The organism is Antarctobacter sp. (assembly GCF_034670325.1).
Lineage (GTDB): Bacteria > Pseudomonadota > Alphaproteobacteria > Rhodobacterales > Rhodobacteraceae > Antarctobacter.
Genome location: NZ_JAXMNR010000013.1, coordinates 12,596 through 33,796 on the forward strand (window position 1 = coordinate 12,596; position 21,201 = coordinate 33,796).

Consider the following 21,201-nt stretch of genomic DNA (forward strand, 5'->3'; position numbering starts at 1 on the left):
CGCGGGCATGACAAACCTGAGGAGAGACACGCAGATGAAGGTCCTGGTACCGGTCAAGCGCGTGATCGATTACAACGTGAAAGTTCGCGTGAAGGCGGACGGATCGGGTGTCGATCTGGCAAACGTGAAGATGTCGATGAACCCCTTCGACGAAATCGCCGTCGAAGAGGCCATTCGCCTCAAGGAGGCCGGCAAGGCCGAGGAGGTCATCGCGGTCTCCATCGGCGTCAAGCAAAGTCAGGAAACCCTGCGCACCGCGCTGGCCATGGGCGCGGACCGCGCCATTCTGGTGGTGGCCGCCGATGACGTGCACACCGACATCGAGCCGCTGGCCGTCGCCAAGATTCTGGCCGCCATCGTCAAGGAAGAACAGCCGGGCCTAGTGCTCTGCGGCAAGCAGGCGATCGACAACGATCTGGGCGCCACCGGCCAGATGCTGTCGGCCCTCTTGGGCTGGTCGCAGGCGATGTACGCCAACAAGGTCGACGTTGATGGCGACCATGCGGTCGTCACCCGTGAGGTCGACGGCGGTCTTCAGACCGTCAAGGTCAAGATGCCGACTATCATCTCGACCGACCTGCGCCTGAACGAGCCGCGCTATGCCTCGTTGCCGAACATCATGAAGGCCAAGAAAAAGCCGCTGGACGAAAAGACCGCCGCCGATCTGGGTGTCGATGTCTCACCGCGTCTGGAAATCGTCTCGACCGGTGAACCGGCGGCGCGGGCGGCTGGCGAAATGGTCGGCTCCGTCGATGAACTGGTGGCGAAGCTCAAGGAAAAGGGGATCATCTGATGGCCGTTCTGCTGATTGCCGAGATTACCGATGGCGCGCTGGCGATGGACGCCACCGCCAAGACCGTCGCCGCCGCCAAGGCGCTGGGGGATGTGACCGTTCTGGCCGCAGGGGCCTCCGCCAAGGACGCCGCAGCCGAGGCCGCCACAATCGAGGGCGTGTCCAAGGTGCTGCTGGCCGAGGATGACCTCTATGGTCACCGTCTGGCGGAACCAACCGCCGCGCTGATCGCCTCGCTTGCGGGTGACTACAGCCACATCGTCGCCCCCGCCACCACCGATGCCAAGAACATCCTGCCGCGCGTCGCCGCGCTGCTGGACGTGATGGTGCTGACCGATGTGACCGCCGTGGTTGACGCCGACACGTTTGAGCGTCCGATCTATGCCGGTAACGCCATCCAGACGGTGAAATCGAAGGACGCCAAGAAGGTCATCACCTTCCGTACCTCCACCTTTGACGCCGCCGCCACCGGTGGGTCCGCCGCAGTCGAGGAAATCGCCAGCGGCGACAACCCCGCCCTGTCGGAATGGGTCGAGGACAAGGTCGCCGCAAGCGACCGTCCGGAACTGACCTCGGCCGGGATCGTCGTTTCCGGCGGTCGCGGTGTCGGCAGCCAGGACGATTTCGCCCTGATCGAAAAGCTGGCCGACAAGCTGGGTGCCGCCGTTGGCGCGTCCCGTGCCGCGGTCGATTCGGGCTTTGCCCCGAACGACTGGCAGGTTGGTCAGACCGGCAAGGTTGTGGCGCCGGATCTTTACGTCGCCGTCGGCATCTCGGGCGCGATCCAGCACCTTGCCGGTATGAAGGACAGCAAGGTCATCGTCGCGATCAACAAGGACGAAGAGGCTCCGATCTTTCAGGTTGCCGACTACGGTCTTGTCGCCGATCTGTTCCAGGCCGTCCCGGAACTGACCGAAAAACTGTGATCTGCGGCGGGGTTACCCCCCGCCCTTCCGCATCTGTCAAAGGCCCGCCTCACCGGCGGGCCTTTGCATTTGCGTCAGAGGTCCATCATGTCCGACAGTACCTCGGCCAGCGCCACGCTGACCTCCTGATGCGCCAGCGGCCCCATCAGTTCCTCCGCCGCGCACGCCTCGAAGTCGCTGAACACCATGCCGCGTGTCCCTTCGGTGCGCGCCGCGTCCGAGGCCACAACCTCGACCACGTGACTCACACGGGGGCGCAATATCTCGATCATCTCGCGGTTCACGAACAAAGGGTCCCCGTCAAGCGTTGCCGGATTTTCAACCGGGACCGGATGATCGGCAAACCACAGCAGCACGATGTCCCCCCGCAGTTGCGTCAGCAGATGTTTCATCCGTGCGGTCCACGCCATGCGCAATTCATCCAGAACCTGCGCATAGCGATCGCCGGAAACCTCGGCCAACCGCCCCAGCATGTGCCGAACAAAATGGAACTCCGTGAAATCGATCTCTGGATAGAGCGCCATCAACCGGTCCGACGCCCGCAAAAAGCGGTCGTTCCTACGCGGATGCACTGAATAGAACCGGTTCGACAGGTTCTGCGCCCCCATGACCTGCACGACCTTGGTATCCGCCCCGGCCATCAAATCCATCACCGCAGGGTCGTTCAGATAAAGATCCACACCTGCGTTAACCACACCGAAATTGGCGCAGGCTATCTTGACCTTAGTTTCCACCAACGCAGGGAACGGCGTCTCGACAAAACGGCCATAGGTCTCGGTCCCGCCGAGAAATGCAACATATACGCCGTCCAATTGCCGTCGCGGGCCGCGAAACAGCACGCGCGAATTTCCATAGCGGCACGGATAATATTCCAGGGACCCATGGCCCCCGCCAAGTACTGACATAACACCCACCTCATTTTCTCACCCAAACGGAGAATCGCGCAAAGCTCTTGCCATTTCCCTAAAGCGACAATGCAAGACGAATCCGCTGCTCTTGCAGCCCCCTTCAAGCCGGGTCATTGTGGCGCTGGAACAAGAGGGGCAGCCCATGGAAATCAAGTCGGTTGGTATCGTTGGCGCGGGACAAATGGGCAATGGAATTGCCCATGTGATGGCGCAGGCGGGCTATGAGGTGCGCCTGAACGACATCAGCCAGGACTCGCTGGACAAGGCGATCGCCACAATCCGCAAGAACCTGGATCGTCAGGTCAGTCGTGAAAAGATTTCTGAGGAAGAGCGTGATTCGACCTTGGCCCGGATCCGTACCACGATGGACCTTCCTGAGATTGCCCAGACCGATCTGGTGATCGAGGCCGCGACAGAGCGAGAAGAGGTTAAGGACAAGATTTTTGCCGCCCTCGTGCCAGAGCTGAAGCCGGAAACCATTCTGACCTCGAATACATCGTCGATCTCGATCACCCGTCTGGCGTCGCGCACGGACCGGCCCGAAAAATTCATGGGCTTCCACTTTATGAACCCGGTGCCGGTGATGAAGCTGGTCGAATTGATTCGCGGCATCGCCACCGACAAACAGACCTATGAGGCCTGCCTCAAGGTGGTCGAGAATCTGGACAAGACCGCCGCCTCGGCCGAGGATTTTCCGGCCTTTATCGTTAACCGCGTGCTGATCCCGATGATCAACGAGGCCTGCTATACGCTGTATGAAGGCGTCGGAAACGTGAACTCCATCGACATGGCGCTAAAGCTGGGCGCGAATCATCCGATGGGGCCGCTGGAACTGGCCGATTTCATCGGGCTGGACACCTGCCTTGCGATCATGAACGTGCTGCACGACGGGCTGGCCGATACCAAATACCGCCCCTGTCCGCTGCTGACAAAATACGTCGAGGCGGGCTGGCTGGGCCGCAAGACCAAGCGCGGCTTTTACGATTATCGCGGCGAGGTGCCGGTCCCGACCCGGTGACGCCCGCGCAGTCGATGCATTTGCGCATGGAACCTCTGCGGTTCCGGCCAATGGACCGCTGCGCGCCCCCGCGTTAACCACCCCCAACCGCAGCACTGCACCTAGGGGCGCGCACCATGCAGACCGTCTTTATCGCCGGCGCGACAGGGTATCTTGGGCGCTTTCTGGTGTCCGAGTACCGCCGTCGCGGCTGGCATGTGACCGCGCTTGTCCGCAACGCGGCCCGCGCCGCCGATCTGCCGGCGGACCGTCTGATAGAGGCGCAGGCCACCGATCCCGACAGCCTCTCCGGGGCAATGGACGGGGCCGATCTGGTGGTGTCCAGCCTTGGGATCACGCGCCAGACCGACGGGTTGCGCTATCGCGACGTCGATTATCAGGCCAATGCCAACCTGCTGGCAGAGGCACTGCGCGCGGGCGTCCAACGCTTTGCCTATGTGCATGTGCTGGGCGCGGACCGAATGCGCGACGTGCCGTTGGTGGCCGCCAAACAGGCCTTTGTCGATGACCTGCGCAAATCCTCCATCCCCGCCACGGTGATTGCGCCCTCTGGCTATTTTTCGGACATGGCGGATTTTCTGTCGATGGCGCGATCCGGGCGCGTCTGGTTGTTCGGGAATGGCCACAACCGCATCAACCCGATCCATGGCGCGGACCTTGCCTGTGCCGTGGCAGAGGCGACCGACGCCGGGACAGATTGGCTGGATGTCGGAGGGCCCGAGGTGCTGAGCCACCGGGAGATTGCCGAACTGGCCTTTGAGGTCCTCAACCGGCCCGCGCGCGTCACCAGTCTGCCGGACGGGGTGCGCCGGGCGGCCCTGACCATTCTGCCCCGGGTCACCCCGCGTCGGATTTACGGCCCCGCGCAGTTTTTCCTGACGGCCATGGGACAGGACATGGTTGGCGCGCGTCACGGCAGCCGCACACTGAAGGATTTTTGGACAACCGAGGCCACAGCAGTCGCCGCCGCCTAGCAATCACTGGGACCATCAGTGCTCGCGCAGATCCAGCGTCTTTTGACGCAGCCACGAGACAAACTCGCGCTGACCGCCCTCGAAGGCCTTGATCGTCTCCGGTGAAATCGGCTCACCGACCACCGGCTTTTGCGGGCGTCGGCAGGCGTGCACGACCTCATGGATCAACAGCCCTTGCCGGATCGTCGCAGAAACGCGGTTGGCGATCTGGTAGGCGCGGCTGTTCTGGCCCGGAAAAAAGATCGGCACGACGGTCGCACCGGAGCGCTGGACCATCTTGGCGGTGAACGGGTTCCACCCCGCCTCGACCGCCGTCCCCCACCACGTTTCCGACGAGGCCACGACGCCGGAGGGAAACAGCACGATCACGCCGCCGTCCTTGAGGTGTTCCATCGCAAGCGCGCGCATTTCCAGGCTTTGTTCGCGGGCATCTTCCTCATGCGGGAAAGGCACCGGGATCATGAAAGGTTCGACCTCTTTCACCCCGGTCAGCAGCGACCGTGTCAGAATGCGGTAATCCGTCCGAACCCGCCCGATCAGTTCCGCCAGAACCATCCCGTCGACCAGACCGTGCGGGTGATTGGCCACCACGATCACCGGCCCCTCCTTGGGGATGCGGGCGATCTGTTCGTCCGGGGTCATAAGGTCGATCCCCATGATGCCCAGCGCCTGGCTCCAGAACGCCTGCCCCTCGACCGGGCCCATCCGTTCAAACCGGCGCACCATGCGCAACATCGGGATCTTTCCGGTCAGCCATTCAAGCGTACGAATGGCGTTCGCCTTCCACGGATTCGTGAAGGTGTTGGCGTAGCTGACCTGGCGTTTGTCATAAGGCGCGGGATTCTTCGCCCCGCCTCGACGCCTGAGGGATGTCGCTTGGGTGCTTTCGACCATGCGCCTGCTTCAGTCCCGTTCTATGCGTTAATCCCGGTGCCGGGACTAACAGTCCTCCCCGAAGCGATCCGCCACCAAGGCCTCGACCGCATCGGCCAGCGCCTCGGCGTCCGGACCCGAGGTTTGGACTTCAATAGTGCTTCCTTTGGCGGCTGCCAACATCAAAAGCCCCATGATGCTGTCGCCGCTTGCGGACATGCCGTCGCGGGCCACCTCTGCCGTCGCGTCAAATCCTTCGACAACTTCGACCAGCTTAGCCGAAGCACGGGCGTGCAGGCCCTTCTCGTTGACGATTTTCAACGCACGGTGAAATGATGTGGACATTGGGACCGGACTTTCTCGTGGCGGATCAATAAAGTTCAGGAGGACTCAGCCGTAACGTTCTGGCTGTCAATATATTTCCGCCCGGCCTCCATCGCGTTGCGTACTGCTTCGGGCACCTTGAGGTGACGGCTTTTGGTCAGTTTGATGAGCATCGGCAGATTGGCGCCGTATAGAATGCGCCGGTTGTCGGGTCGGCAGGCATCCAGCGACAGGTTCGACGGCGACCCGCCGAACATGTCGGTCACGATCACCACACCACCGCCGCTGTCGACGGCATCCGCCGCCGCCCTGATCTCTGCCTGTTTGGCGTCCCGGTCGGCGTCCGCCTCGATCGAGATAGCCATCATGGCGGGTTGTTCACCGACAACATGTTCCACCGCCGCGAGGTATTCGCGCGCCAGTCCACCATGTGCGACGATTACGATGCCGATCACCCGGTTTTCACTCCACTCACGCCGGTCCCTCTGTCGGGCCCGGACGCCGTGCCCCGTCGTTCCAGCTCGCGGTGCCTAATTGACACCCGCCAGCCTTCCTGTGCAAGGGCCGCAGCCACGTTTTCCGTCACGGCAACCGAACGGTGTTTGCCTCCGGTGCAGCCGAACCCGATGGCGAAATGCGCCTTGCCCTCTGCCACGCAGGCAGGAAGCATCAGCAGGATCAGCCCGGTCGCCCGGTCCAGAAACTCATCGTACCGGGGGTCGGCGGCGACAAAGCTGGCCACCTCCGGGTCAAGCCCGGTAAAGTCGCGCAGGTCCTTTTCCCAATGGGGGTTACGCAGGAATCGACAGTCGATCACCACGTCCAGCCCCTGCGGCAGCCCGCGCTTGTAGGAAAAGCTCTGGACCGAAACCGCCATGCCCTGACTGGTGACCTCACCGAACCAGGCTTCCATCTCGGCCCGCAGGTCGTGGACCGTCAGTTCGGAGGTGTCGATCAGGATATCGGCGCGCGAAATCACGTCCGACAACAGAACCTTTTCCCGGAACACCCCGTCCTGCGGTGTTTCATGCGGGGCCAGCGGATGACGGCGGCGGGTTTCTGAATAGCGTCGGACCAGCACCTCGTTCGAGCAGTCGAGGTACAGCAGATCGACCGTCACCCCCATGTGTTCTGCCATCGCGTCGCGAAGCTGCAACAGACCTTCGGCGCTGAAATCGCGGTTGCGCACGTCGATCCCCAGCGCAAGGGGCCGCGCCAACGGGCTGTCCCCCTCAACAAGGCGGGGAATCAGGCTGAGCGGGATATTGTCGATGCTTTCGAATCCAAGGTCCTCCAGCACGTTGATCGCGCTGGACCGCCCGGCCCCCGAGGGGCCGGTGACAAATACGATGCGGGCGCTGGCCGGTCCCATGTGTTCCATTTCTAGTCTCGCCTTCCGGCCTTTAGATAATGAACAAGTCCTGCGGGGAAATATTCAGACGCGGAATTGTGAAGCAATGAGACTTCCACGCCCAGCAGACGGGTTGTGCGGATAGGTGGCAAACGATGCGTTTCGGCCACATCCAGATCAACCACAGCCATCAGCGGGACGCTGTCGACGCAATCAGCATGCAGCAGACCGATTCGACGCGCCTCGATCATCCCGCGCAGCGGTAGCGGAACGGATAACAGCAGGACGTCGCCCTGCCGGGTGACGATGGTCCGGTCGTCAGCGATCAGCGTCGCGCCGCGCGCCATCATTTCCAGAGCAAGTCCAGATTTTCCGCGCCCCGAAGCGCCGCGGATCAAAAGACCCCGGCCCGCCACCGCGACAGAGGTGGCGTGCAGAACCTCACGCATTGGCGACGGTCAGACCGGCAGGCCGACGACAAACCGAGCGCCCAGCGGTTCCGAGGTCACATCCGCCTCGGTCGGACGGATGTTCTCGGCCCAGATCACACCGCCATGCGCCTCGATGATTTGTTTGGAGATCGCCAGACCCAGCCCCGAGTTATTGCCGAAATCCTGGCTCGGGCGCGAGGTATAGAAGCGTTTAAAGATTTTTTGAAGCGCGTCTTCGGGGATGCCGGGACCGGTGTCCTCGACCACCACCAGAACGCGGTTGTCGCGCCGGCGCGCCCAGACGCGGATGGCATCCCCATCTTCGCAAAAGCTAATGGCGTTGGTGATCAGGTTCACAAATACCTGCGCCACGCGTGGCTCCAGCCCGGTGATTGTAACCGGCCTCTTGGGCAGGTCGGTGATGAACTCGATGCCCTTTTGGCGTGCGTCCTGACCAAGGAATTCCGACAGGTTGCCAAGCATTTCCAGCAGGTTGAATTCTTGCTCTTCTTCCTTGACCAATTCGCTGTCCAGACGGGAGGCGTTGGAAATATCGCTCACCAGCCGGTCCAGCCTGCGGACGTCGTGTTCGATCACGTCCAGCAACTTGGTCCGGTGTTCTTCTTTCTTGACCATCCGCAGACTGCCCACGGCAGAGCGCAGGCTGGCCAGCGGGTTCTTGATCTCATGTGCCACGTCGGCGGCAAACTGTTCGTTGGCGTCGATCCGGTCGTAGAGCGCGCCAACCATGCCGCGCAACGCGCCGGACAGGCGGCCGATCTCATCGGGGCGCGCGGTCAGGTCGGGAATGCGGATGCGGCCGGGCGTGCGCGCCTTGCGGTTGCGGTCGCGGCCGATTTCGGCGGCGTCGGCCAGATCGGAAATCGGATTGGCGATGGTCGAGGCCAGTACGAGGCTCAGGCCGATAGAGACCAGCGTGGCGATGACAAACATCTGCAACACGCGCTCACGCTCGGCGCTGACAGCGGCGTCGATCTCTGCCGCCGGTGACACCAGCGCAATGGTGCCAATCAAACGGTCGCCCTGACGGATCGGGCTGAACGCGAAAAAGACGGTCTGGCCCTCGCCACCACCGGATTCAACGCGGGTTTGTCCGGGGTCCCCCGCCTCGATCGCGCGGCGTAGGCGATCCTCAAGATCCAGATCGGGGGTGTTCTCAAAATAGGTAAAAAGCCCGGCAACACCGTCCCAGACCGTGTTGAGGAAATCCGAAATCAGCGTCGGCTTTTCCTCTTCGGCGGGTGGAATGATCGGCGCCATGTCGCCTTGCGTCTCACCGACAAGGAAGCTGGCGCTGTCAAAGACCATCAGCTTGACGCCGTTGCGCAGGTCGATCTCATCGACCGTGCGCGCCACGTCGATGCCATCCCCGGAACCGAGGCTGACCGGCGCCCCGCGTGGCAGTTGCGCCTCAAAGACATCGGCGACCAGTTCCACCTCGGCCTGCAGCGCGTTCACGCGCTGCACCGCCAGCGTGTCGCGCGACGAATTCAGCCACAAGATGCCCGCCACCAGCACATTCAACGCGATCAGGTTGAACGTGATGATCTTGCGCGTCAGCGGCGAGCGATTGAGCGTGAAAAGACCCCGCCGCGCGCGACTGTCACGCAGCTCTTTCTCGACGACACTGTCGGGGGCGACCCAATCGTCGCCCAGCACGACATCCGCATCGCGGCGCGCGCCCTTCCGGTCGTCCTTCATGGGGATCTGTTCGGCCAGGGCCATCCCTTACTCTTCGTTGTAGCGGTATCCGATACCATAGAGCGTCTCGATCGCCGAAAACTCGGTGTCGACCGTACGCATCTTCTTGCGCAACCGCTTGATGTGGCTGTCGATGGTGCGATCGTCGACATAGACCTGATCGTCATAGGCCACATCCATCAGCTGATCGCGCGACTTGACGAAACCGGGCCGCTGGGCCAGCGCCTGCAACAGCAGGAATTCGGTCACGGTCAGCGACACGTCCATGCCTTTCCACGTCACCGCATGGCGCAGCGGGTCCATGCTCAGGCTGCCGCGGGTCATCAGCTTGGTGTCTTCGGTGTCGCCCACCACATCGCCAGCCACCGCCTCTTGACGGCGCAGCAGCGCGCGGATGCGTTCCACCAGCAGGCGTTGCGAAAACGGCTTTTTCACATAGTCGTCGGCACCCATGCGCAGGCCAAGGACCTCATCGATCTCATCGTCCTTGGAGGTGAGAAAGATCACCGGCATCTTGGATTTTTGCCGCACGCGTTGCAGCAAATCCATGCCGTCCATGCGCGGCATCTTGATGTCGAACACGGCCATATCCGGCATTTTCTTGTTGAAGGCGTCTAGCGCCGACTGACCGTCGTTGAAGGTTTCCACCTCAAACCCTTCTGCCTCAAGGGTCATCGACACGGACGTCAGGATATTCCTGTCATCGTCCACGAGGGCGATTTTAGACATTGCGCTGTCCTTGTTACTGCTCTGGTTGCCTGTTTTTTTCGTACTATCAGCGAATTTCCGCTTTACAGCAATGCCAATCTGCGAATCAGGCGACCATCCATGCCCCATCGGACGCGAATTTGGCAAAGGAATGGCTAAAAAGCCTCACCTGTTTCCTTCGGATTGAGGCAGTCTTGGCAAAGCCTCGGCGTGGTATCGCTAAACTCGCGCTTGGTAGCGCAAACTGATCACTTGCGTCCTGTTCATGTCGAAAAGCGACGTGTTAAGAGAACCAAGCGGGCGCTTTACTGCGCCGTACAGCAACTTTCGAAAAGCGCTGCGACAGGAGCAAGGCAAATGACATTTGGACGGGTGAACCCAGAGTTCCGGCTAGAAGACCAGGGGATCGAAGGGCTCGGCAATGTCTATTACAACCTCATGGAGCCCGCGCTGATCGAAGCCGCGCTCAAACGAGGTGAAGGCACGCTGGGCAAGGGCGGTGCCTTTCTGGTGACCACAGGCAAATACACCGGTCGGTCACCCAAGGACAAATTCGTTGTCCGCACCCCCTCGGTCGAGGATTCGATCTGGTGGGAAAACAATCAGCCGATGGCGCCCGACGCCTTTGACCGCCTGCATGCCGACATGATCGAGCATATGAAGGGCAAGGATTACTACGTTCAGGACCTTGTTGGCGGTGCCGACCCGGCCAATGCGATTGACGTCCGCATGGTGACGGAACTGGCATGGCACGGCCTGTTCATCCGCCACATGCTGCGCCGTCCCGACCGTGAGGATCTGGACAGCTTCACCGCCGATTTCACCATTATCAACTGCCCGACCTTCAAGGCGGACCCGGAAAAGCATGGCTGCAACACCGAAACGGTGATCGCGCTGAACTTTGACAAGAAGATGATCCTGATCGGGAACACCGAATACGCCGGTGAGAACAAGAAGTCAGTCTTCACCCTGCTGAACTACATTCTGCCCGGCAAGGGCATCATGGCGATGCACTGTTCGGCCAACCATGCGCCGAACAACCCGGTGGATACGGCGATTTTCTTTGGCCTGTCCGGCACCGGCAAGACCACGCTGTCCGCTGACCCGTCGCGCGTTCTGATCGGCGACGACGAACACGGCTGGTCGCCGCGCGGCACCTTCAATTTCGAAGGCGGCTGCTATGCCAAGACCATCAACCTGAGCTCCGAGGCAGAGCCGGAGATTTACGCCACGACCGAGAAATTCGGCACGGTGATCGAGAATATGGTCTTCGACAAAGAGACCTTTGATCTCGACTTTCAGGATGACAGCCTGACCGCCAACATGCGTTGCGCCTACCCGCTGCACTATATCTCCAACGCCTCCAAGACGGCGCTTGGCGGCCACCCCAAGAACATCATCATGCTGACCTGTGATGCCTTTGGCGTGCTGCCTCCGATCGCGCGGCTGACCCCGGCGCAGGCGATGTATCACTTCTTGTCCGGTTTCACCTCCAAGGTCGCCGGAACAGAGCGTGGCGTGACAGAGCCGGAGCCGACCTTCAGCACCTGCTTTGGCGCGCCCTTCATGCCGCGCCGCCCCGAGGCCTACGGCAACCTCTTGCGCGACAAGATCGCCAAACACGGCGCAACCTGCTGGCTGGTGAACACCGGCTGGACCGGCGGCGCCTATGGCACCGGCAGCCGGATGCCGATCAAGGCGACCCGCGCCCTGCTGCATGCCGCTCTTGAGGGCAAGCTGGCCAGCGCCGAGTTCCGCAAGGACCCCAACTTTGGCTTCGAGGTGCCGGTGCATGTCGAAGGTGTGCCGGAACTGCTGCTGGACCCGCGCAAGACATGGGAAGACAAGGCCGCCTATGACGCGCAGGCGCAAAAGCTGGTGCAGATGTTCGCCGACAACTTTGAACAATACGCGCCCTATATCGACGAAGACGTCAAGGCCGTCGCCATCGGCTGATCCCCGCTCAGGGATTGGCAAGAGCCCTCCGCCTTGGCGGGGGGCTTTTTTATTTCAAGAGGCAAGGCGGGTAGGCAAAACCCGCCCCTGCGCCTAACCTGTCGTCGTGTTAGCTTAACGGTCCACCCCGACGGGAGATGCCGCCATGTCCACCAAACCGCTTACCGCCATGCTCGCCGCCCTTGTCGTGGGTCAACCTGCCCTTGCAGAGGTCGGTGCCTTTGTAAAACCGCCGGTCACGCTAGAGGGGTTCGGCGTCATCTGTGAGGTGCAATTGCAGGGCACGCGGCCCGCGCCCGATACGTTGTCGGGGCTGTTGAACCTTGTCGATCAGGATCGGCCCATTGACGTGCAGACCTTGCAGGTGCCCGCCGAAATGGGCCTCAGCTTTGGCATCCGCGCCAGTCTGGCGGCCGGGTCTGCGGTCCCCGAAGTGACGGTTGTCGTCACCCATCCGCCCATGGGACCAAACGGCGTCACGGTCGAACGCTGGCCCACGCCGATGAATTTCGGGGAGACCTCATTGAACCTGTTCACCTTCGAACATGACTACGAAATGGTCGAGGGCACGTGGATGTTCCAGCTAGAGCGCGATGGCCGGGTTCTGCTGCAACAACCCTTCGAGGTGACCGCCCCGGGCACGGTTCCGGCGGTGCAACAGGCCTGTTTCGCCGCCGAAATCATGTCCTGACCCCCGCTGCCGGGCGTAGGGTGGGTTTTCAACCCACCTTCCGTACCGGTCGCCGCGCGCCGGGTCACGCCACCGCGCGCAGACCCAGAATCTCGCGCGCCTGCTGCCAAGTGGCCACGGGGCGTTCGTATTTGTCGCAAATCGCCACAGCGCGCTCGACCAAGGCGGCGTTTGACAGCGCAAGGCTGTTCTTGTCCCAGCGCACGTTGTCCTCAAGGCCGGTGCGGGTGTGGCCACCCGCCGCGATGGACCATTCATTCACCTCGACCTGATGCCGACCGATGCCCGCCGCGCACCATTCCGCCTCTGGGGTCAGGCGCTTGACCGTCTTGATGTAGTAATCAAACACCTCGCGGTCGCAGGGCATCGCGTTTTTGACGCCCATGACAAACTGCACATACAGCTTGCCCGGAATCCGCCCGTCGCGGTTCATCTCTGCCGCCTTGAAGATATGGCTGAGGTCAAAAGCCTCGATCTCGGGCTTAACCTCATAGGTGCGCATCTCCGAGGCCAGCCAGTCCACCAGATCCGGGGCGTTTTCATAAACCCGCGTCGGAAAGTTGTTCGACCCGACCGACAGGGACGCCATGTCGGGCCGCAGCGACAACATCCCGCCGCGTTCACGCCCAGCGCCAGAGCGACCGCCGGTCGACAGCTGGATGATCATGCCGGGGCAGTGCTTTTGCAGCCCCTCGACCAGCCGCGCGAACCGCTCCGGGTCAGAGGTCGGTGTCTCGTCGTCATTGCGGACGTGCGCGTGGCAAATGCTGGCCCCGGCCTCGAACGCCGCTTGCGTCGATTCGACCTGCTCGTCGATGGTAACCGGCACGGCAGGGTTGTCTTTCTTGCGCGGGACGGAGCCGGTGATGGCGACGCAGATAATACAGGGTTTGGTCATGGCGGGCGCGCTCCCTAGATGGCGGCGTCTGGTGCCGCGCTGTCAAGAATTGGAAAAGGGTTGAGGGGGCCAGTGGGTGTACACCCCGCCCCCTCTGTGGTGTCAGATATCGAAGAAGACGGTTTCGTCCTCACCCTGAATGCGGATTTCAAAGCGGTAAACGGGCGTGCCGTCTCGCTCTGACCGCTTGGCGATCAGCGTGGTGCGGCGGCGTTCCCATTCGATCAGGTTCAGCACCGGGTCCTTGGCGTTGGCTTCGGCCTCATCCTCGAAATAAAGACGCGTGTTCAGGCCAAGGTTGATGCCCCGCGCCACAACCCAAAGGTTGATATGCGGCGCCTGCGTTCCGACATTGCGTCCCGGCGTCTTGCCCGGCTTGATCGTATCGAACCCCCATTCGCCGGTGGCGAAATCGGTGATCACCCGGCCCCAGCCGCGAAACCCCTCTTCGACGTCGCCGCCGCCCTCCGGGTGGGCATAGACCCCCTGCGCATTGGCCTGCCACGCCTCCAGCAGCACATCCTTGATCGGCGACCCGGTGCCGTCGATCACCAGGCCCTCGACCCGGATACGCTCGCCCGCCGCATTGGGGCCGGCGATATCCCAGCCCAGCTCTTGTTCGTAGATGTCAAACCCGGCCGCACCGGGGGCAAGGCCGATATGCACATAGGGGCCAGCGGTCTGTGACGGCGTTTCCTTGAGATAATCGAGTTTCTGGACCATGGATCAGTTTCCTTCCAGACGGTTTTCGAACAGGGTCGAGCGGCGACCGCGCAGCACGATATCGAACTTGTAGGCGATGGTATCCAGCGGGATCGTCGCGTTCATGTCCAGCAGGGCGACCAGACTGTCGATCGCCTCCTGATTGGGGATCGTCTTGACGATCGGACATTTCGCAATCAGCGGATCACCCTCGAAATAGACCTGACTGATCAGCCGCTGGGCAAAGCCGGTGCCAAAAACCGACACGTGGATGTGCGCCGGACGCCAGCTGTTCACCCAGTTGCGCCAAGGATAGGCACCGGGCTTGACCGTACGGAAATAGTAATAGCCGTCCGCATCGGTGATCGTCCGCCCGCACCCGCCAAAGTTGGGGTCGATGGGGGCCAGATAGGTGTCTTTCTTGTGGCGATATCGTCCGCCTGCGTTGGCCTGCCAGATCTCGACCAGCGTGTTCGGCACCGGGCGTGCGTTCTCATCCAGAACCCGCCCGTGCAGGATGATCCGCTCACCAATCGCGCTCTCACCCGGCTGGGCGTAATTGTGCAGCAGGTCGCGGTCCATCGGGTCAATGTCGTTGTGACCAAACACCGGCCCGGTGATCTCGGAGACCGAGTTCTGCAAACTGATCGGCGAATACTGCGGCGAGCGGGCAACGCTCGTCTTGTAGTCCTTGGCGTAGGCGGGCGGGTGCCGTTCTCGGTCCCGCTGATAGAATTCGCTTTGGCTGGGCATGTCGGTCTCTCCTCACTTGTCCCCGGACGGCGCAGTATCTTGCGCGGTGTCCTGGGCCTCCATCTCGGCATAGGTCTGCTTGGCCAGCTTCAGCGCGTGGTTCGCGCGCGGCACGCCAGCATAGATCGCAACGTGTTGAAACGCCTCCAGCACATCCTGCTTGCTCGCCCCGGTGCGGGCGGTGGCGCGGATATGCATCGGAATTTCGTCAAAGTTACCAAGCGCCGCCAGCAGCGCCAGCGTAATCATAGACCGTTCACGGTCACTGATCTGGTCAGAGGCCCAGACAGTGCCCCATGCGCCTTCGGTGATCATGGTCTGAAACGGCAGGTCGAACGGTGTCTTTGCCGCCTCGGCGCGGTCCACATGGGCATCGCCAAGAATCCGGCGGCGCACCTGCATCCCGGTGTCATATCGGTTGGTCATGGTTGTCTCCGGTCCGGTCTGGGCAGGGCTTGCACTCGGGGGATTTCGCCCACCTTCAGTAAGGCAGCCCGATGTAATTCTGGGCCATCACCGCTTGCGCATCCCGATTGGAGCGCAGGAACTCAATGTCGGCAAGCTGGATCTTCAGGTCAAAGGCGTTCTGATCGGGGAACCTGTGCAGCAGCGTGGTCATCCACCAACTGAACCGCTCGGCCTTCCAGATCCGTGCCAGTGCCTTTTCCGAATAGCTGTCGATGCCCGCGCTGTCGCCGGACTGATAGAACTGCACCAGCCCGTTATACAGGTAGTGGATGTCGCTGGCCGCTGTGTTCAGCCCCTTGGCCCCGGTGGGCGGCACGATATGGGCCGCATCGCCGCACAGGAACAACCGCCCCCAGCGCATCGGCTCGGTCACGAACGACCGCAGCGGCGCGATGCTCTTTTCGATTGTCGGGCCGGTGATCAGGTTTTCCGCAGCCTCTGCCGGGATGCGGCGCTTCAGCTCTTCCCAAAAGGCATCGTCGGTCCAGTCGTCCGGGCTGTCGGACAGCGAACACTGGATGTAATAGCGGCTGAGGTTTTCGTTGCGCATCGAACACAGGGCAAAGCCACGTTCGGAACTGGCATAGATCAGTTCTTCGTGGACCGGCGGGGTTTCCGACAGCACGCCCAGCCAGCCAAAGGGATACAGCTTTTCGTATTCCTTGCGGACCGTCAGCGGGATGGTCTGGCGGCTGACACCGTGGAACCCGTCGCACCCGGCGACAAAATCGCAGTCGATCCGCGCCGCCGTGCCATCCACCTCATAGGTCACGTAGGGCGCATCGCTGTCGGCGTCATTGATCTGCACGTTCTCGACGTTGAAGACGATCTTGCCATCGGCCTTTTCGCGCGCCTCATACAGGTCGCGCGTCACTTCTGTCTGGCCGTAAACGACCACGTGGCTGCCGGTCAGGTCTTTGAAATTGATGCCGAACTGTTCGTCGCCATAAGAGATGATGGTGCCGTCGTGTACGATGCATTCGCGGTCCATCCGCGCCCCGACACCCGCCTCGCGCATCAGGTCCACCATCCCGGTCTCCAGAATACCGGCGCGGATGCGGCCAAGGACATAGTCCTTGGTCTTGCGCTCAAGGACGACGCTGTCGATGCCTTTCGTGTGCAGCAACTGGCTGAGCAACAGGCCCGACGGGCCGCCGCCGATGATGCAGACTTGAGTTCGCATGATGTCCTCCCCTTTGAACGCAGACTAGAATGAACCTTACAGACATGTAAAATGACATCTTGCGACGTATAGTTGTCCAAAAGGGAAAGTATGATGCTGGATCGCCGGATCAAGTTGCGCCATCTTGAGGCCGTCACCGCCATCGCCCGCCAAGGCAGCCTCAAGGGCGCTTGCGCCGAGCTGAACCTGACGCAACCCGCCCTGTCCAAGACCCTCAAGGAGTTGGAAGAAACGCTGGGCGCAGCCCTGATGACGCGGGACCGCGGAGGGGTGCGCCTGACACCAGAGGGAGAGGTGTTTCTGGAATTCGCCGGGCAAAGCCTTGCGGCGCTCCGGCGCGGGGTGTCGGGCGTGGCGGAGCTGCGCGAAGGCGGGGCAGAGGTGTTGCGCGTCGGGGCCCTGCCCAGCGTGGCGGTGCGGCTGATGCCCCGCGTTGTGACCCGGTTCCGCGCCCTGTCGCCCACCACCCGGCTGGTGCTGCGCGACGGCACGCACGGCGCCCTGACGCGCGAGTTGCTGGCGGGCGCGCTGGATCTGGTGCTTGGCCGCATGGGCGCGCCCGAGACCATGGCGGGCGTTTCCTTTACCCAACTCTACCTTGAACGCGTCGTCTGCGTGGCGCGGGTGGATCACCCGCTGGCCCAACGCCCCGGCCTTGCCCCACAGGACCTGTCGGACTGGCCGGTGCTCTACCCGCCCGAAGGGGCCGCCATCCGCCCGCTTGTGGACCGCTGGTGTGTCGCGCAGGGGCTTGGCCCGTTTCCCGACCGGATCGACTGTGTCTCGGGGGCCTTTGGGCGGCGCTTCCTGCGCGCCTCCGACGCGCTGTGGTTCATTTCCGAAGGCGTGGTTGCCCCCGAGGTCGAAGATGGGGCATTGGTCGCGCTGCCGCTGGACCTGACCCTGACCGCCGGTCCTGTCGGGTTGATGACCCGGCCAGAGACCGCCGCCTCGCGCAGCAGGCAATTGTTTGAACGCGCCCTGCGACACGAAGCACAGTCTTTACCCACATCGTGACGTCGAATCGGAGTCATCCACAACTTAATGCGTCCGTTACCAAAATATCGCTTTACACACCCCCGCCGGGACAGGCACCATATCTGGTAAGGGCCCGCGGAAAGCCCGCAGGCCCTAGAGCAGGCAGCAAGCGTTAGGGGCGACTCTGCCACCCAAACGCGATAACCAGAGAGGTGTCCACATGGCCCTGTCCGAGCAGTACATCACCGATGACGTGCACCCGATCGACCTCGTCGAGCATATCGCCGAGTTCAACGACTGGGACTTCGACCGCATCGCCGAGGATCAGATCGCCATGGCGGTCGAAGGCCAATGGCGCACCTACTCGATCACCCTCGCCTGGTCCGCCTACGACGAGACGTTGCGCATGATCTGCACCTTCGAGATGGAGCCGCCAGAGGCGCGGCTACCGGATCTTTACGAAGGCTTGAACCGCGTCAACGACCAGTGCTGGGCCGGGGCCTTCAGCTATTGGGCCGAGCAAAAGCTGATGGTCTACAAATACGGCCTGGTCCTCTCGGGCGGCAATATCGCCAGCGCCGAACAGATCGACACCATGATCACCGCCGCCGTGATGAGCGCGGAACGCTATTACCCGGCGTTTCAGCTGATGGTCTGGACCGACAAGACGCCAAAAGAGTCGCTGCAAATCGCCATCGCAGAGGCTTATGGCCGGGCCTGACCCGGTTTTCAGTTTTGTAATCAGTAACCCAGGAAAACCTGAGGGGCGGCGCGACGGCGGCGCCCCTTCTTCTTTTTGCGGATTATTCCTTGAGTTGCGCGCCCGCCCCGGCAATTCTGCCTTCAGGAGAAAACCCAGGGAGTTGCACCATGATAACCCGCCTTTCGGCGCTGGCCTTTCTATTGGCCGGGGCCAGCCCGCTTTTGGCCCAGCAGGATGACGCCGCCTGCGTCGCGCTGCGCGACACGGTCTTTGCCGCAGGGCATGTCACCACCGCCCGCGTTGTCACCGCCGAGGGCCTGCCCACCTATTGTGAGGTCCGCGCCACCGCCCTGCCCGCGATCAGCATAGAGGTGCGCCTGCCAATGGAGGGCTGGAACGGCAAATTCTATCAGGCGGGCTGCGGCGGGTTCTGCGGCATCCTTGGCCGCGCCGATGCCGGGTCAAGCTGGGTCAACGCCATGCGCCCCGGTCTGGAACGCGGCTATGCCACCGCCACCTCTGACAGCGGCCACCACGCGCTCAGCGTCGTGGACGCCGGTTGGGCGCACAACAACCCGCACGCGGAACGCGACTGGGGCTGGCGCTCGATTGGGGAAACCAACCGCGTGGCGCAGATCATGATAGAGGCGTTTTACGGCGATGCCTCTGATCAGGCGATCTTTCAGGGCTGCTCCACCGGCGGCCGCATGGCCCATGTCGCCGCCCAGCGCTATCCAGAGATGTTCGACGGCATCATCTCGGGCGCACCCGCGATGGACTACACCGGGCTTGTCGCGACCAAGATGGCGTGGCTGGTGCAGGCCAACACCGCCGATGACGGCAGCCAGATTCTTGGCCCCGAAGAGGCCAAGCGGATCGGCGACGCGGTGCTGGACCAATGCGATGCGGTCGACGGAGCCGAGGATGGCGCCATCGCCGACCCGCGCGCCTGTGATGTGAATTACAGCGACCTTGGCCTGAGCAATCAGCAGTTGGATACGCTGATGAAATGGCGCGAAGGGCCGCGCAACGCCGCCGGAGAGCAACTGTACCCCGGTGGCATCCCCGAAGGGTCTGAACCGTTCTGGTGGCTCTGGCTGACCGGCAACGGCACGGGTGGCGGCAATCTGGTGCCCGCCTTTGCCGTCAACTTTGGCCGCTACATGGCCTTTCCCGTGGACCCAGGACCGGAATGGACGCCACTGGATTTCGACTTTGAGGCAGACCCGGCACGCCTGTCCACAATGGCCAGCGTCTACAACGGCGACAGCCGGGATCTGAGCGCATTCCGCGCAGCGGGCGGCAAGATGATCGTCTGGCACGGCTGGGCCGATGCCATCGTCACGCCCTACAAAACCGTCGACTGGTACGAAAAGGCCGCCGCCGAGGCCGGAGGAGAGGAAACGCTGAAAGAAAACGTCGCGCTCTTCATGGTGCCCGGCGTCGATCACTGCGGCATCCTGCCCGGTCCCGACGGGATCAACGCCGCCAGCCTCGATCCCATGACCCCGCTGGAGGCATGGCTGAACGACGGCACGGTCCCCGCCTCGATTATGGCCAAATGATCTTCACCCAGTGATCTTGTCCCCCTTCCCCGGCGCGCCTAGTGTCCGCCGGGGAAACGTAAGGGGACGCTCATGCAGGATACGGATTTGGCACGGCGCGGCTTGGCTCTGCTGGGCTGCGGCAAGATGGGATCGGCGATGCTGGCCGGATGGTTGGCGCGCGGACTGCCCGCAACTTCGGTTCGGGTACAGGACCCCTACCCCTCTGACTGGCTGACCGCGCAGGGCGTCCACATCAACGCAGGCTTTGGCGACGGCCCCGCCGTTGTCCTGATCGCCGTCAAACCACAGGTCATGGCAGAGGCGCTGCCCGCGCTTCAGGCCCTGCCCAAGGGTGACACGCTGTTCATCTCGGTCGCCGCAGGCATCCCGATGGCCACCTATGAGGCGCATCTGGGCGCTGTTCCCATCGTCCGCGCCATGCCCAACACCCCCGCCGCCGTCGGCAAGGGCATCACCGCCATCGTCGGCAACGCGCAGGCCACCGACACCCATCTGACACAGGCCGAGGAATTACTGTCCGCCGTGGGAGAGGTGGTGCGTCTGGACTCTGAGGGCCAGATGGATGCCGTCACAGGCGTCAGCGGCTCTGGCCCGGCCTATGTCTTTCATATGATCGAATGTCTGGCCGCCGCCGGTGAGGCAGAGGGGCTGACCCCCGACCTTGCCATGGCGCTGGCCCGCGCCACCGTCGCCGGTGCAGGCGCTTTGGCGCAGGAGACCGGCGAAGACCCCGCGCAACTGCGCCGCAACGTAACCTCGCCCAATGGCACCACACAGGCGGGGCTAGAGGTGCTGATGGATGCGGACACCGGCCTGCCTCCGCTGATCCGGGCCACCGTGGCCGCCGCCGCCAACAGATCGCGGGAGCTGGCCAATGGCTGACATCACCTATGACGATTTCCTCAAGGTCGACATCCGTCTTGGCACCGTCCTGCGCGCCGAACCCTTCCCCGAGGCGCGCAAACCGGCGATCAAGCTCTGGATCGATTTCGGGCCAGAGATCGGCGAAAAGAAAAGCTCGGCCCAGATCACCGTGCACTACGATCCCGAAACGCTGGTCGGCAAACAGGTCATGGCGGTCGTCAACTTTCCGCCCCGCCAGATCGGCCCGATGCGGTCCGAGGTGCTGGTGCTGGGTGTCTCGGACGACAAAGACGCCATCGTGCTGATCGGCCCGGATCAGGCCGCGCCCAACGGCACGCGGATGCACTGACGGTAGCGCTGCGGGCGCGGGACGGATATGAATACTCACCTGAAGACGCCGCAGACCAGC

At 62.6% G+C, this 21,201-nt stretch carries 24 protein-coding genes; 11 read left to right on the plus strand and 13 right to left on the minus strand.

Annotation, left to right across the window (positions count from 1 at the left end):
• The first annotated feature begins 34 nt into the window (after nucleotides 1-34).
• Entirely contained in the window at nucleotides 35-793 is a 759-nt protein-coding gene (locus VOI21_RS22870) for an electron transfer flavoprotein subunit beta/FixA family protein (protein ID WP_323772285.1), read from the plus strand.
• Nucleotides 793-1,719, plus strand: a complete 927-nt coding sequence (locus tag VOI21_RS22875; RefSeq protein ID WP_323772286.1) for an electron transfer flavoprotein subunit alpha/FixB family protein — start codon at nucleotides 793-795, stop codon at nucleotides 1,717-1,719. The genes VOI21_RS22870 and VOI21_RS22875 overlap by 1 nt, the downstream gene beginning before the upstream one ends.
• A 74-nt stretch (nucleotides 1,720-1,793) precedes the next feature.
• Here VOI21_RS22875 and VOI21_RS22880 read toward each other — a convergent pair whose 3' ends face one another.
• The gene (locus tag VOI21_RS22880) at nucleotides 1,794-2,624 is read right to left on the minus strand and encodes a DUF6473 family protein (RefSeq protein WP_323772287.1); all 831 of its coding nucleotides are present in this window, start codon (nucleotides 2,622-2,624) and stop codon (nucleotides 1,794-1,796) included.
• 145 nt (nucleotides 2,625-2,769) lie between these two features.
• Here VOI21_RS22880 and VOI21_RS22885 point away from each other — a divergent pair, with 145 nt between their 5' ends.
• A complete protein-coding gene (locus VOI21_RS22885) occupies nucleotides 2,770-3,645 on the plus strand; it encodes a 3-hydroxybutyryl-CoA dehydrogenase (RefSeq protein ID WP_323772288.1) in 876 nt (291 codons plus the stop codon).
• Nucleotides 3,646-3,761: 116 nt separating this feature from the next.
• A complete protein-coding gene (locus VOI21_RS22890; protein ID WP_323772289.1) occupies nucleotides 3,762-4,619 on the plus strand; it encodes an SDR family oxidoreductase in 858 nt (285 codons plus the stop codon).
• A 15-nt stretch (nucleotides 4,620-4,634) separates the two neighbouring features.
• Here VOI21_RS22890 and VOI21_RS22895 read toward each other — a convergent pair whose 3' ends face one another.
• Genes VOI21_RS22895 through VOI21_RS22925 form a run of 7 tightly spaced genes read right to left on the minus strand, consistent with a single transcriptional unit; the run spans nucleotide 4,635 to nucleotide 10,049 of the window.
• Complete coding sequence (locus tag VOI21_RS22895) at nucleotides 4,635-5,513, minus strand: lysophospholipid acyltransferase family protein (RefSeq protein ID WP_323772290.1); 879 nt, start codon at nucleotides 5,511-5,513, stop codon at nucleotides 4,635-4,637.
• A 45-nt stretch (nucleotides 5,514-5,558) separates the two neighbouring features.
• Entirely contained in the window at nucleotides 5,559-5,837 is a 279-nt protein-coding gene (locus VOI21_RS22900) for an HPr family phosphocarrier protein (RefSeq protein WP_323772291.1), read from the minus strand.
• 35 nt (nucleotides 5,838-5,872) lie between these two features.
• The gene (locus VOI21_RS22905) at nucleotides 5,873-6,271 is read right to left on the minus strand and encodes a PTS fructose transporter subunit IIA (protein ID WP_323772292.1); all 399 of its coding nucleotides are present in this window, start codon (nucleotides 6,269-6,271) and stop codon (nucleotides 5,873-5,875) included.
• Nucleotides 6,268-7,197 carry an RNase adapter RapZ gene (gene rapZ, locus VOI21_RS22910; protein ID WP_323772293.1) on the minus strand — a complete coding sequence of 310 codons (930 nt, stop codon included), beginning with the start codon at nucleotides 7,195-7,197 and terminating at the stop codon, nucleotides 6,268-6,270. The genes VOI21_RS22905 and rapZ overlap by 4 nt, the downstream gene beginning before the upstream one ends.
• A 2-nt stretch (nucleotides 7,198-7,199) precedes the next feature.
• Nucleotides 7,200-7,616 carry a serine kinase gene (locus tag VOI21_RS22915; protein WP_323772294.1) on the minus strand — a complete coding sequence of 139 codons (417 nt, stop codon included), beginning with the start codon at nucleotides 7,614-7,616 and terminating at the stop codon, nucleotides 7,200-7,202.
• Between the two features lie 9 nt (nucleotides 7,617-7,625).
• The gene (locus VOI21_RS22920) at nucleotides 7,626-9,344 is read right to left on the minus strand and encodes a sensor histidine kinase (protein WP_323772295.1); all 1,719 of its coding nucleotides are present in this window, start codon (nucleotides 9,342-9,344) and stop codon (nucleotides 7,626-7,628) included.
• Between the two features lie 3 nt (nucleotides 9,345-9,347).
• A complete protein-coding gene (locus VOI21_RS22925) occupies nucleotides 9,348-10,049 on the minus strand; it encodes a response regulator transcription factor (protein ID WP_323772296.1) in 702 nt (233 codons plus the stop codon).
• Between the two features lie 336 nt (nucleotides 10,050-10,385).
• On the opposite strand from VOI21_RS22925, the gene VOI21_RS22930 reads away from it, so the two are divergent.
• Nucleotides 10,386-11,984: a phosphoenolpyruvate carboxykinase gene (locus tag VOI21_RS22930; RefSeq protein ID WP_323772297.1), complete on the plus strand. Its 1,599-nt coding sequence runs from the start codon at nucleotides 10,386-10,388 to the stop codon at nucleotides 11,982-11,984.
• 145 nt (nucleotides 11,985-12,129) lie between these two features.
• Complete coding sequence (locus VOI21_RS22935; protein ID WP_323772298.1) at nucleotides 12,130-12,675, plus strand: DUF3859 domain-containing protein; 546 nt, start codon at nucleotides 12,130-12,132, stop codon at nucleotides 12,673-12,675.
• Between the two features lie 64 nt (nucleotides 12,676-12,739).
• On the opposite strand, the gene VOI21_RS22940 is transcribed toward VOI21_RS22935, so the two are convergent.
• The 5 genes from VOI21_RS22940 to pobA form a co-directional block, all read right to left on the minus strand.
• The gene (locus VOI21_RS22940) at nucleotides 12,740-13,573 is read right to left on the minus strand and encodes a 3-keto-5-aminohexanoate cleavage protein (protein ID WP_323772299.1); all 834 of its coding nucleotides are present in this window, start codon (nucleotides 13,571-13,573) and stop codon (nucleotides 12,740-12,742) included.
• A 102-nt stretch (nucleotides 13,574-13,675) separates the two neighbouring features.
• Nucleotides 13,676-14,296, minus strand: a complete 621-nt coding sequence (gene pcaG, locus VOI21_RS22945; RefSeq protein WP_323772300.1) for a protocatechuate 3,4-dioxygenase subunit alpha — start codon at nucleotides 14,294-14,296, stop codon at nucleotides 13,676-13,678.
• A 3-nt stretch (nucleotides 14,297-14,299) separates the two neighbouring features.
• Complete coding sequence (gene pcaH / locus VOI21_RS22950; protein WP_323772301.1) at nucleotides 14,300-15,028, minus strand: protocatechuate 3,4-dioxygenase subunit beta; 729 nt, start codon at nucleotides 15,026-15,028, stop codon at nucleotides 14,300-14,302.
• 12 nt (nucleotides 15,029-15,040) lie between these two features.
• Nucleotides 15,041-15,454 (minus strand): 4-carboxymuconolactone decarboxylase, encoded by a 414-nt coding sequence (pcaC, locus tag VOI21_RS22955; protein WP_323772302.1) that lies wholly within the window; start codon nucleotides 15,452-15,454, stop codon nucleotides 15,041-15,043.
• A gap of 55 nt (nucleotides 15,455-15,509) precedes the next feature.
• Nucleotides 15,510-16,679 (minus strand): 4-hydroxybenzoate 3-monooxygenase, encoded by a 1,170-nt coding sequence (gene pobA / locus VOI21_RS22960; RefSeq protein ID WP_323772303.1) that lies wholly within the window; start codon nucleotides 16,677-16,679, stop codon nucleotides 15,510-15,512.
• A gap of 90 nt (nucleotides 16,680-16,769) precedes the next feature.
• On the opposite strand from pobA, the gene pcaQ reads away from it, so the two are divergent.
• The 5 genes from pcaQ to VOI21_RS22985 all read left to right on the plus strand — a co-directional run bounded on the left by pcaQ (nucleotide 16,770) and on the right by VOI21_RS22985 (nucleotide 21,141).
• Nucleotides 16,770-17,696, plus strand: a complete 927-nt coding sequence (gene pcaQ, locus VOI21_RS22965; protein ID WP_323772304.1) for a pca operon transcription factor PcaQ — start codon at nucleotides 16,770-16,772, stop codon at nucleotides 17,694-17,696.
• Nucleotides 17,697-17,877: 181 nt separating this feature from the next.
• Nucleotides 17,878-18,378, plus strand: a complete 501-nt coding sequence (locus VOI21_RS22970) for a YbjN domain-containing protein (RefSeq protein WP_323772305.1) — start codon at nucleotides 17,878-17,880, stop codon at nucleotides 18,376-18,378.
• A gap of 149 nt (nucleotides 18,379-18,527) precedes the next feature.
• Nucleotides 18,528-19,925, plus strand: a complete 1,398-nt coding sequence (locus tag VOI21_RS22975) for a tannase/feruloyl esterase family alpha/beta hydrolase (RefSeq protein ID WP_323772306.1) — start codon at nucleotides 18,528-18,530, stop codon at nucleotides 19,923-19,925.
• A 72-nt stretch (nucleotides 19,926-19,997) separates the two neighbouring features.
• Nucleotides 19,998-20,810, plus strand: coding sequence for a pyrroline-5-carboxylate reductase (proC, locus tag VOI21_RS22980; protein ID WP_323772307.1), 813 nt, complete (start codon nucleotides 19,998-20,000; stop codon nucleotides 20,808-20,810).
• Nucleotides 20,803-21,141, plus strand: coding sequence for a tRNA-binding protein (locus VOI21_RS22985; RefSeq protein ID WP_323772308.1), 339 nt, complete (start codon nucleotides 20,803-20,805; stop codon nucleotides 21,139-21,141). The genes proC and VOI21_RS22985 overlap by 8 nt, the downstream gene beginning before the upstream one ends.
• Nucleotides 21,142-21,201 lie beyond the last annotated feature (60 nt).

Coding starts and splice junctions, on each gene's coding strand:
- VOI21_RS22870 (WP_323772285.1), top strand. CDS start 35: ATGAAGGTCCTGGTACCGGTCAAGCGCGTGATCGATTACAACGTGAAA.
- VOI21_RS22875 (WP_323772286.1), top strand. CDS start 793: ATGGCCGTTCTGCTGATTGCCGAGATTACCGATGGCGCGCTGGCGATG.
- VOI21_RS22880 (WP_323772287.1), bottom strand. CDS start 2,624: ATGTCAGTACTTGGCGGGGGCCATGGGTCCCTGGAATATTATCCGTGC.
- VOI21_RS22885 (WP_323772288.1), top strand. CDS start 2,770: ATGGAAATCAAGTCGGTTGGTATCGTTGGCGCGGGACAAATGGGCAAT.
- VOI21_RS22890 (WP_323772289.1), top strand. CDS start 3,762: ATGCAGACCGTCTTTATCGCCGGCGCGACAGGGTATCTTGGGCGCTTT.
- VOI21_RS22895 (WP_323772290.1), bottom strand. CDS start 5,513: ATGGTCGAAAGCACCCAAGCGACATCCCTCAGGCGTCGAGGCGGGGCG.
- VOI21_RS22900 (WP_323772291.1), bottom strand. CDS start 5,837: ATGTCCACATCATTTCACCGTGCGTTGAAAATCGTCAACGAGAAGGGC.
- rapZ (WP_323772293.1), bottom strand. CDS start 7,197: ATGGAACACATGGGACCGGCCAGCGCCCGCATCGTATTTGTCACCGGC.
- VOI21_RS22915 (WP_323772294.1), bottom strand. CDS start 7,616: ATGCGTGAGGTTCTGCACGCCACCTCTGTCGCGGTGGCGGGCCGGGGT.
- VOI21_RS22920 (WP_323772295.1), bottom strand. CDS start 9,344: ATGGCCCTGGCCGAACAGATCCCCATGAAGGACGACCGGAAGGGCGCG.
- VOI21_RS22925 (WP_323772296.1), bottom strand. CDS start 10,049: ATGTCTAAAATCGCCCTCGTGGACGATGACAGGAATATCCTGACGTCC.
- VOI21_RS22930 (WP_323772297.1), top strand. CDS start 10,386: ATGACATTTGGACGGGTGAACCCAGAGTTCCGGCTAGAAGACCAGGGG.
- VOI21_RS22935 (WP_323772298.1), top strand. CDS start 12,130: ATGTCCACCAAACCGCTTACCGCCATGCTCGCCGCCCTTGTCGTGGGT.
- VOI21_RS22940 (WP_323772299.1), bottom strand. CDS start 13,573: ATGACCAAACCCTGTATTATCTGCGTCGCCATCACCGGCTCCGTCCCG.
- pcaG (WP_323772300.1), bottom strand. CDS start 14,296: ATGGTCCAGAAACTCGATTATCTCAAGGAAACGCCGTCACAGACCGCT.
- pcaH (WP_323772301.1), bottom strand. CDS start 15,028: ATGCCCAGCCAAAGCGAATTCTATCAGCGGGACCGAGAACGGCACCCG.
- pcaC (WP_323772302.1), bottom strand. CDS start 15,454: ATGACCAACCGATATGACACCGGGATGCAGGTGCGCCGCCGGATTCTT.
- pobA (WP_323772303.1), bottom strand. CDS start 16,679: ATGCGAACTCAAGTCTGCATCATCGGCGGCGGCCCGTCGGGCCTGTTG.
- pcaQ (WP_323772304.1), top strand. CDS start 16,770: ATGATGCTGGATCGCCGGATCAAGTTGCGCCATCTTGAGGCCGTCACC.
- VOI21_RS22970 (WP_323772305.1), top strand. CDS start 17,878: ATGGCCCTGTCCGAGCAGTACATCACCGATGACGTGCACCCGATCGAC.
- VOI21_RS22975 (WP_323772306.1), top strand. CDS start 18,528: ATGATAACCCGCCTTTCGGCGCTGGCCTTTCTATTGGCCGGGGCCAGC.
- proC (WP_323772307.1), top strand. CDS start 19,998: ATGCAGGATACGGATTTGGCACGGCGCGGCTTGGCTCTGCTGGGCTGC.
- VOI21_RS22985 (WP_323772308.1), top strand. CDS start 20,803: ATGGCTGACATCACCTATGACGATTTCCTCAAGGTCGACATCCGTCTT.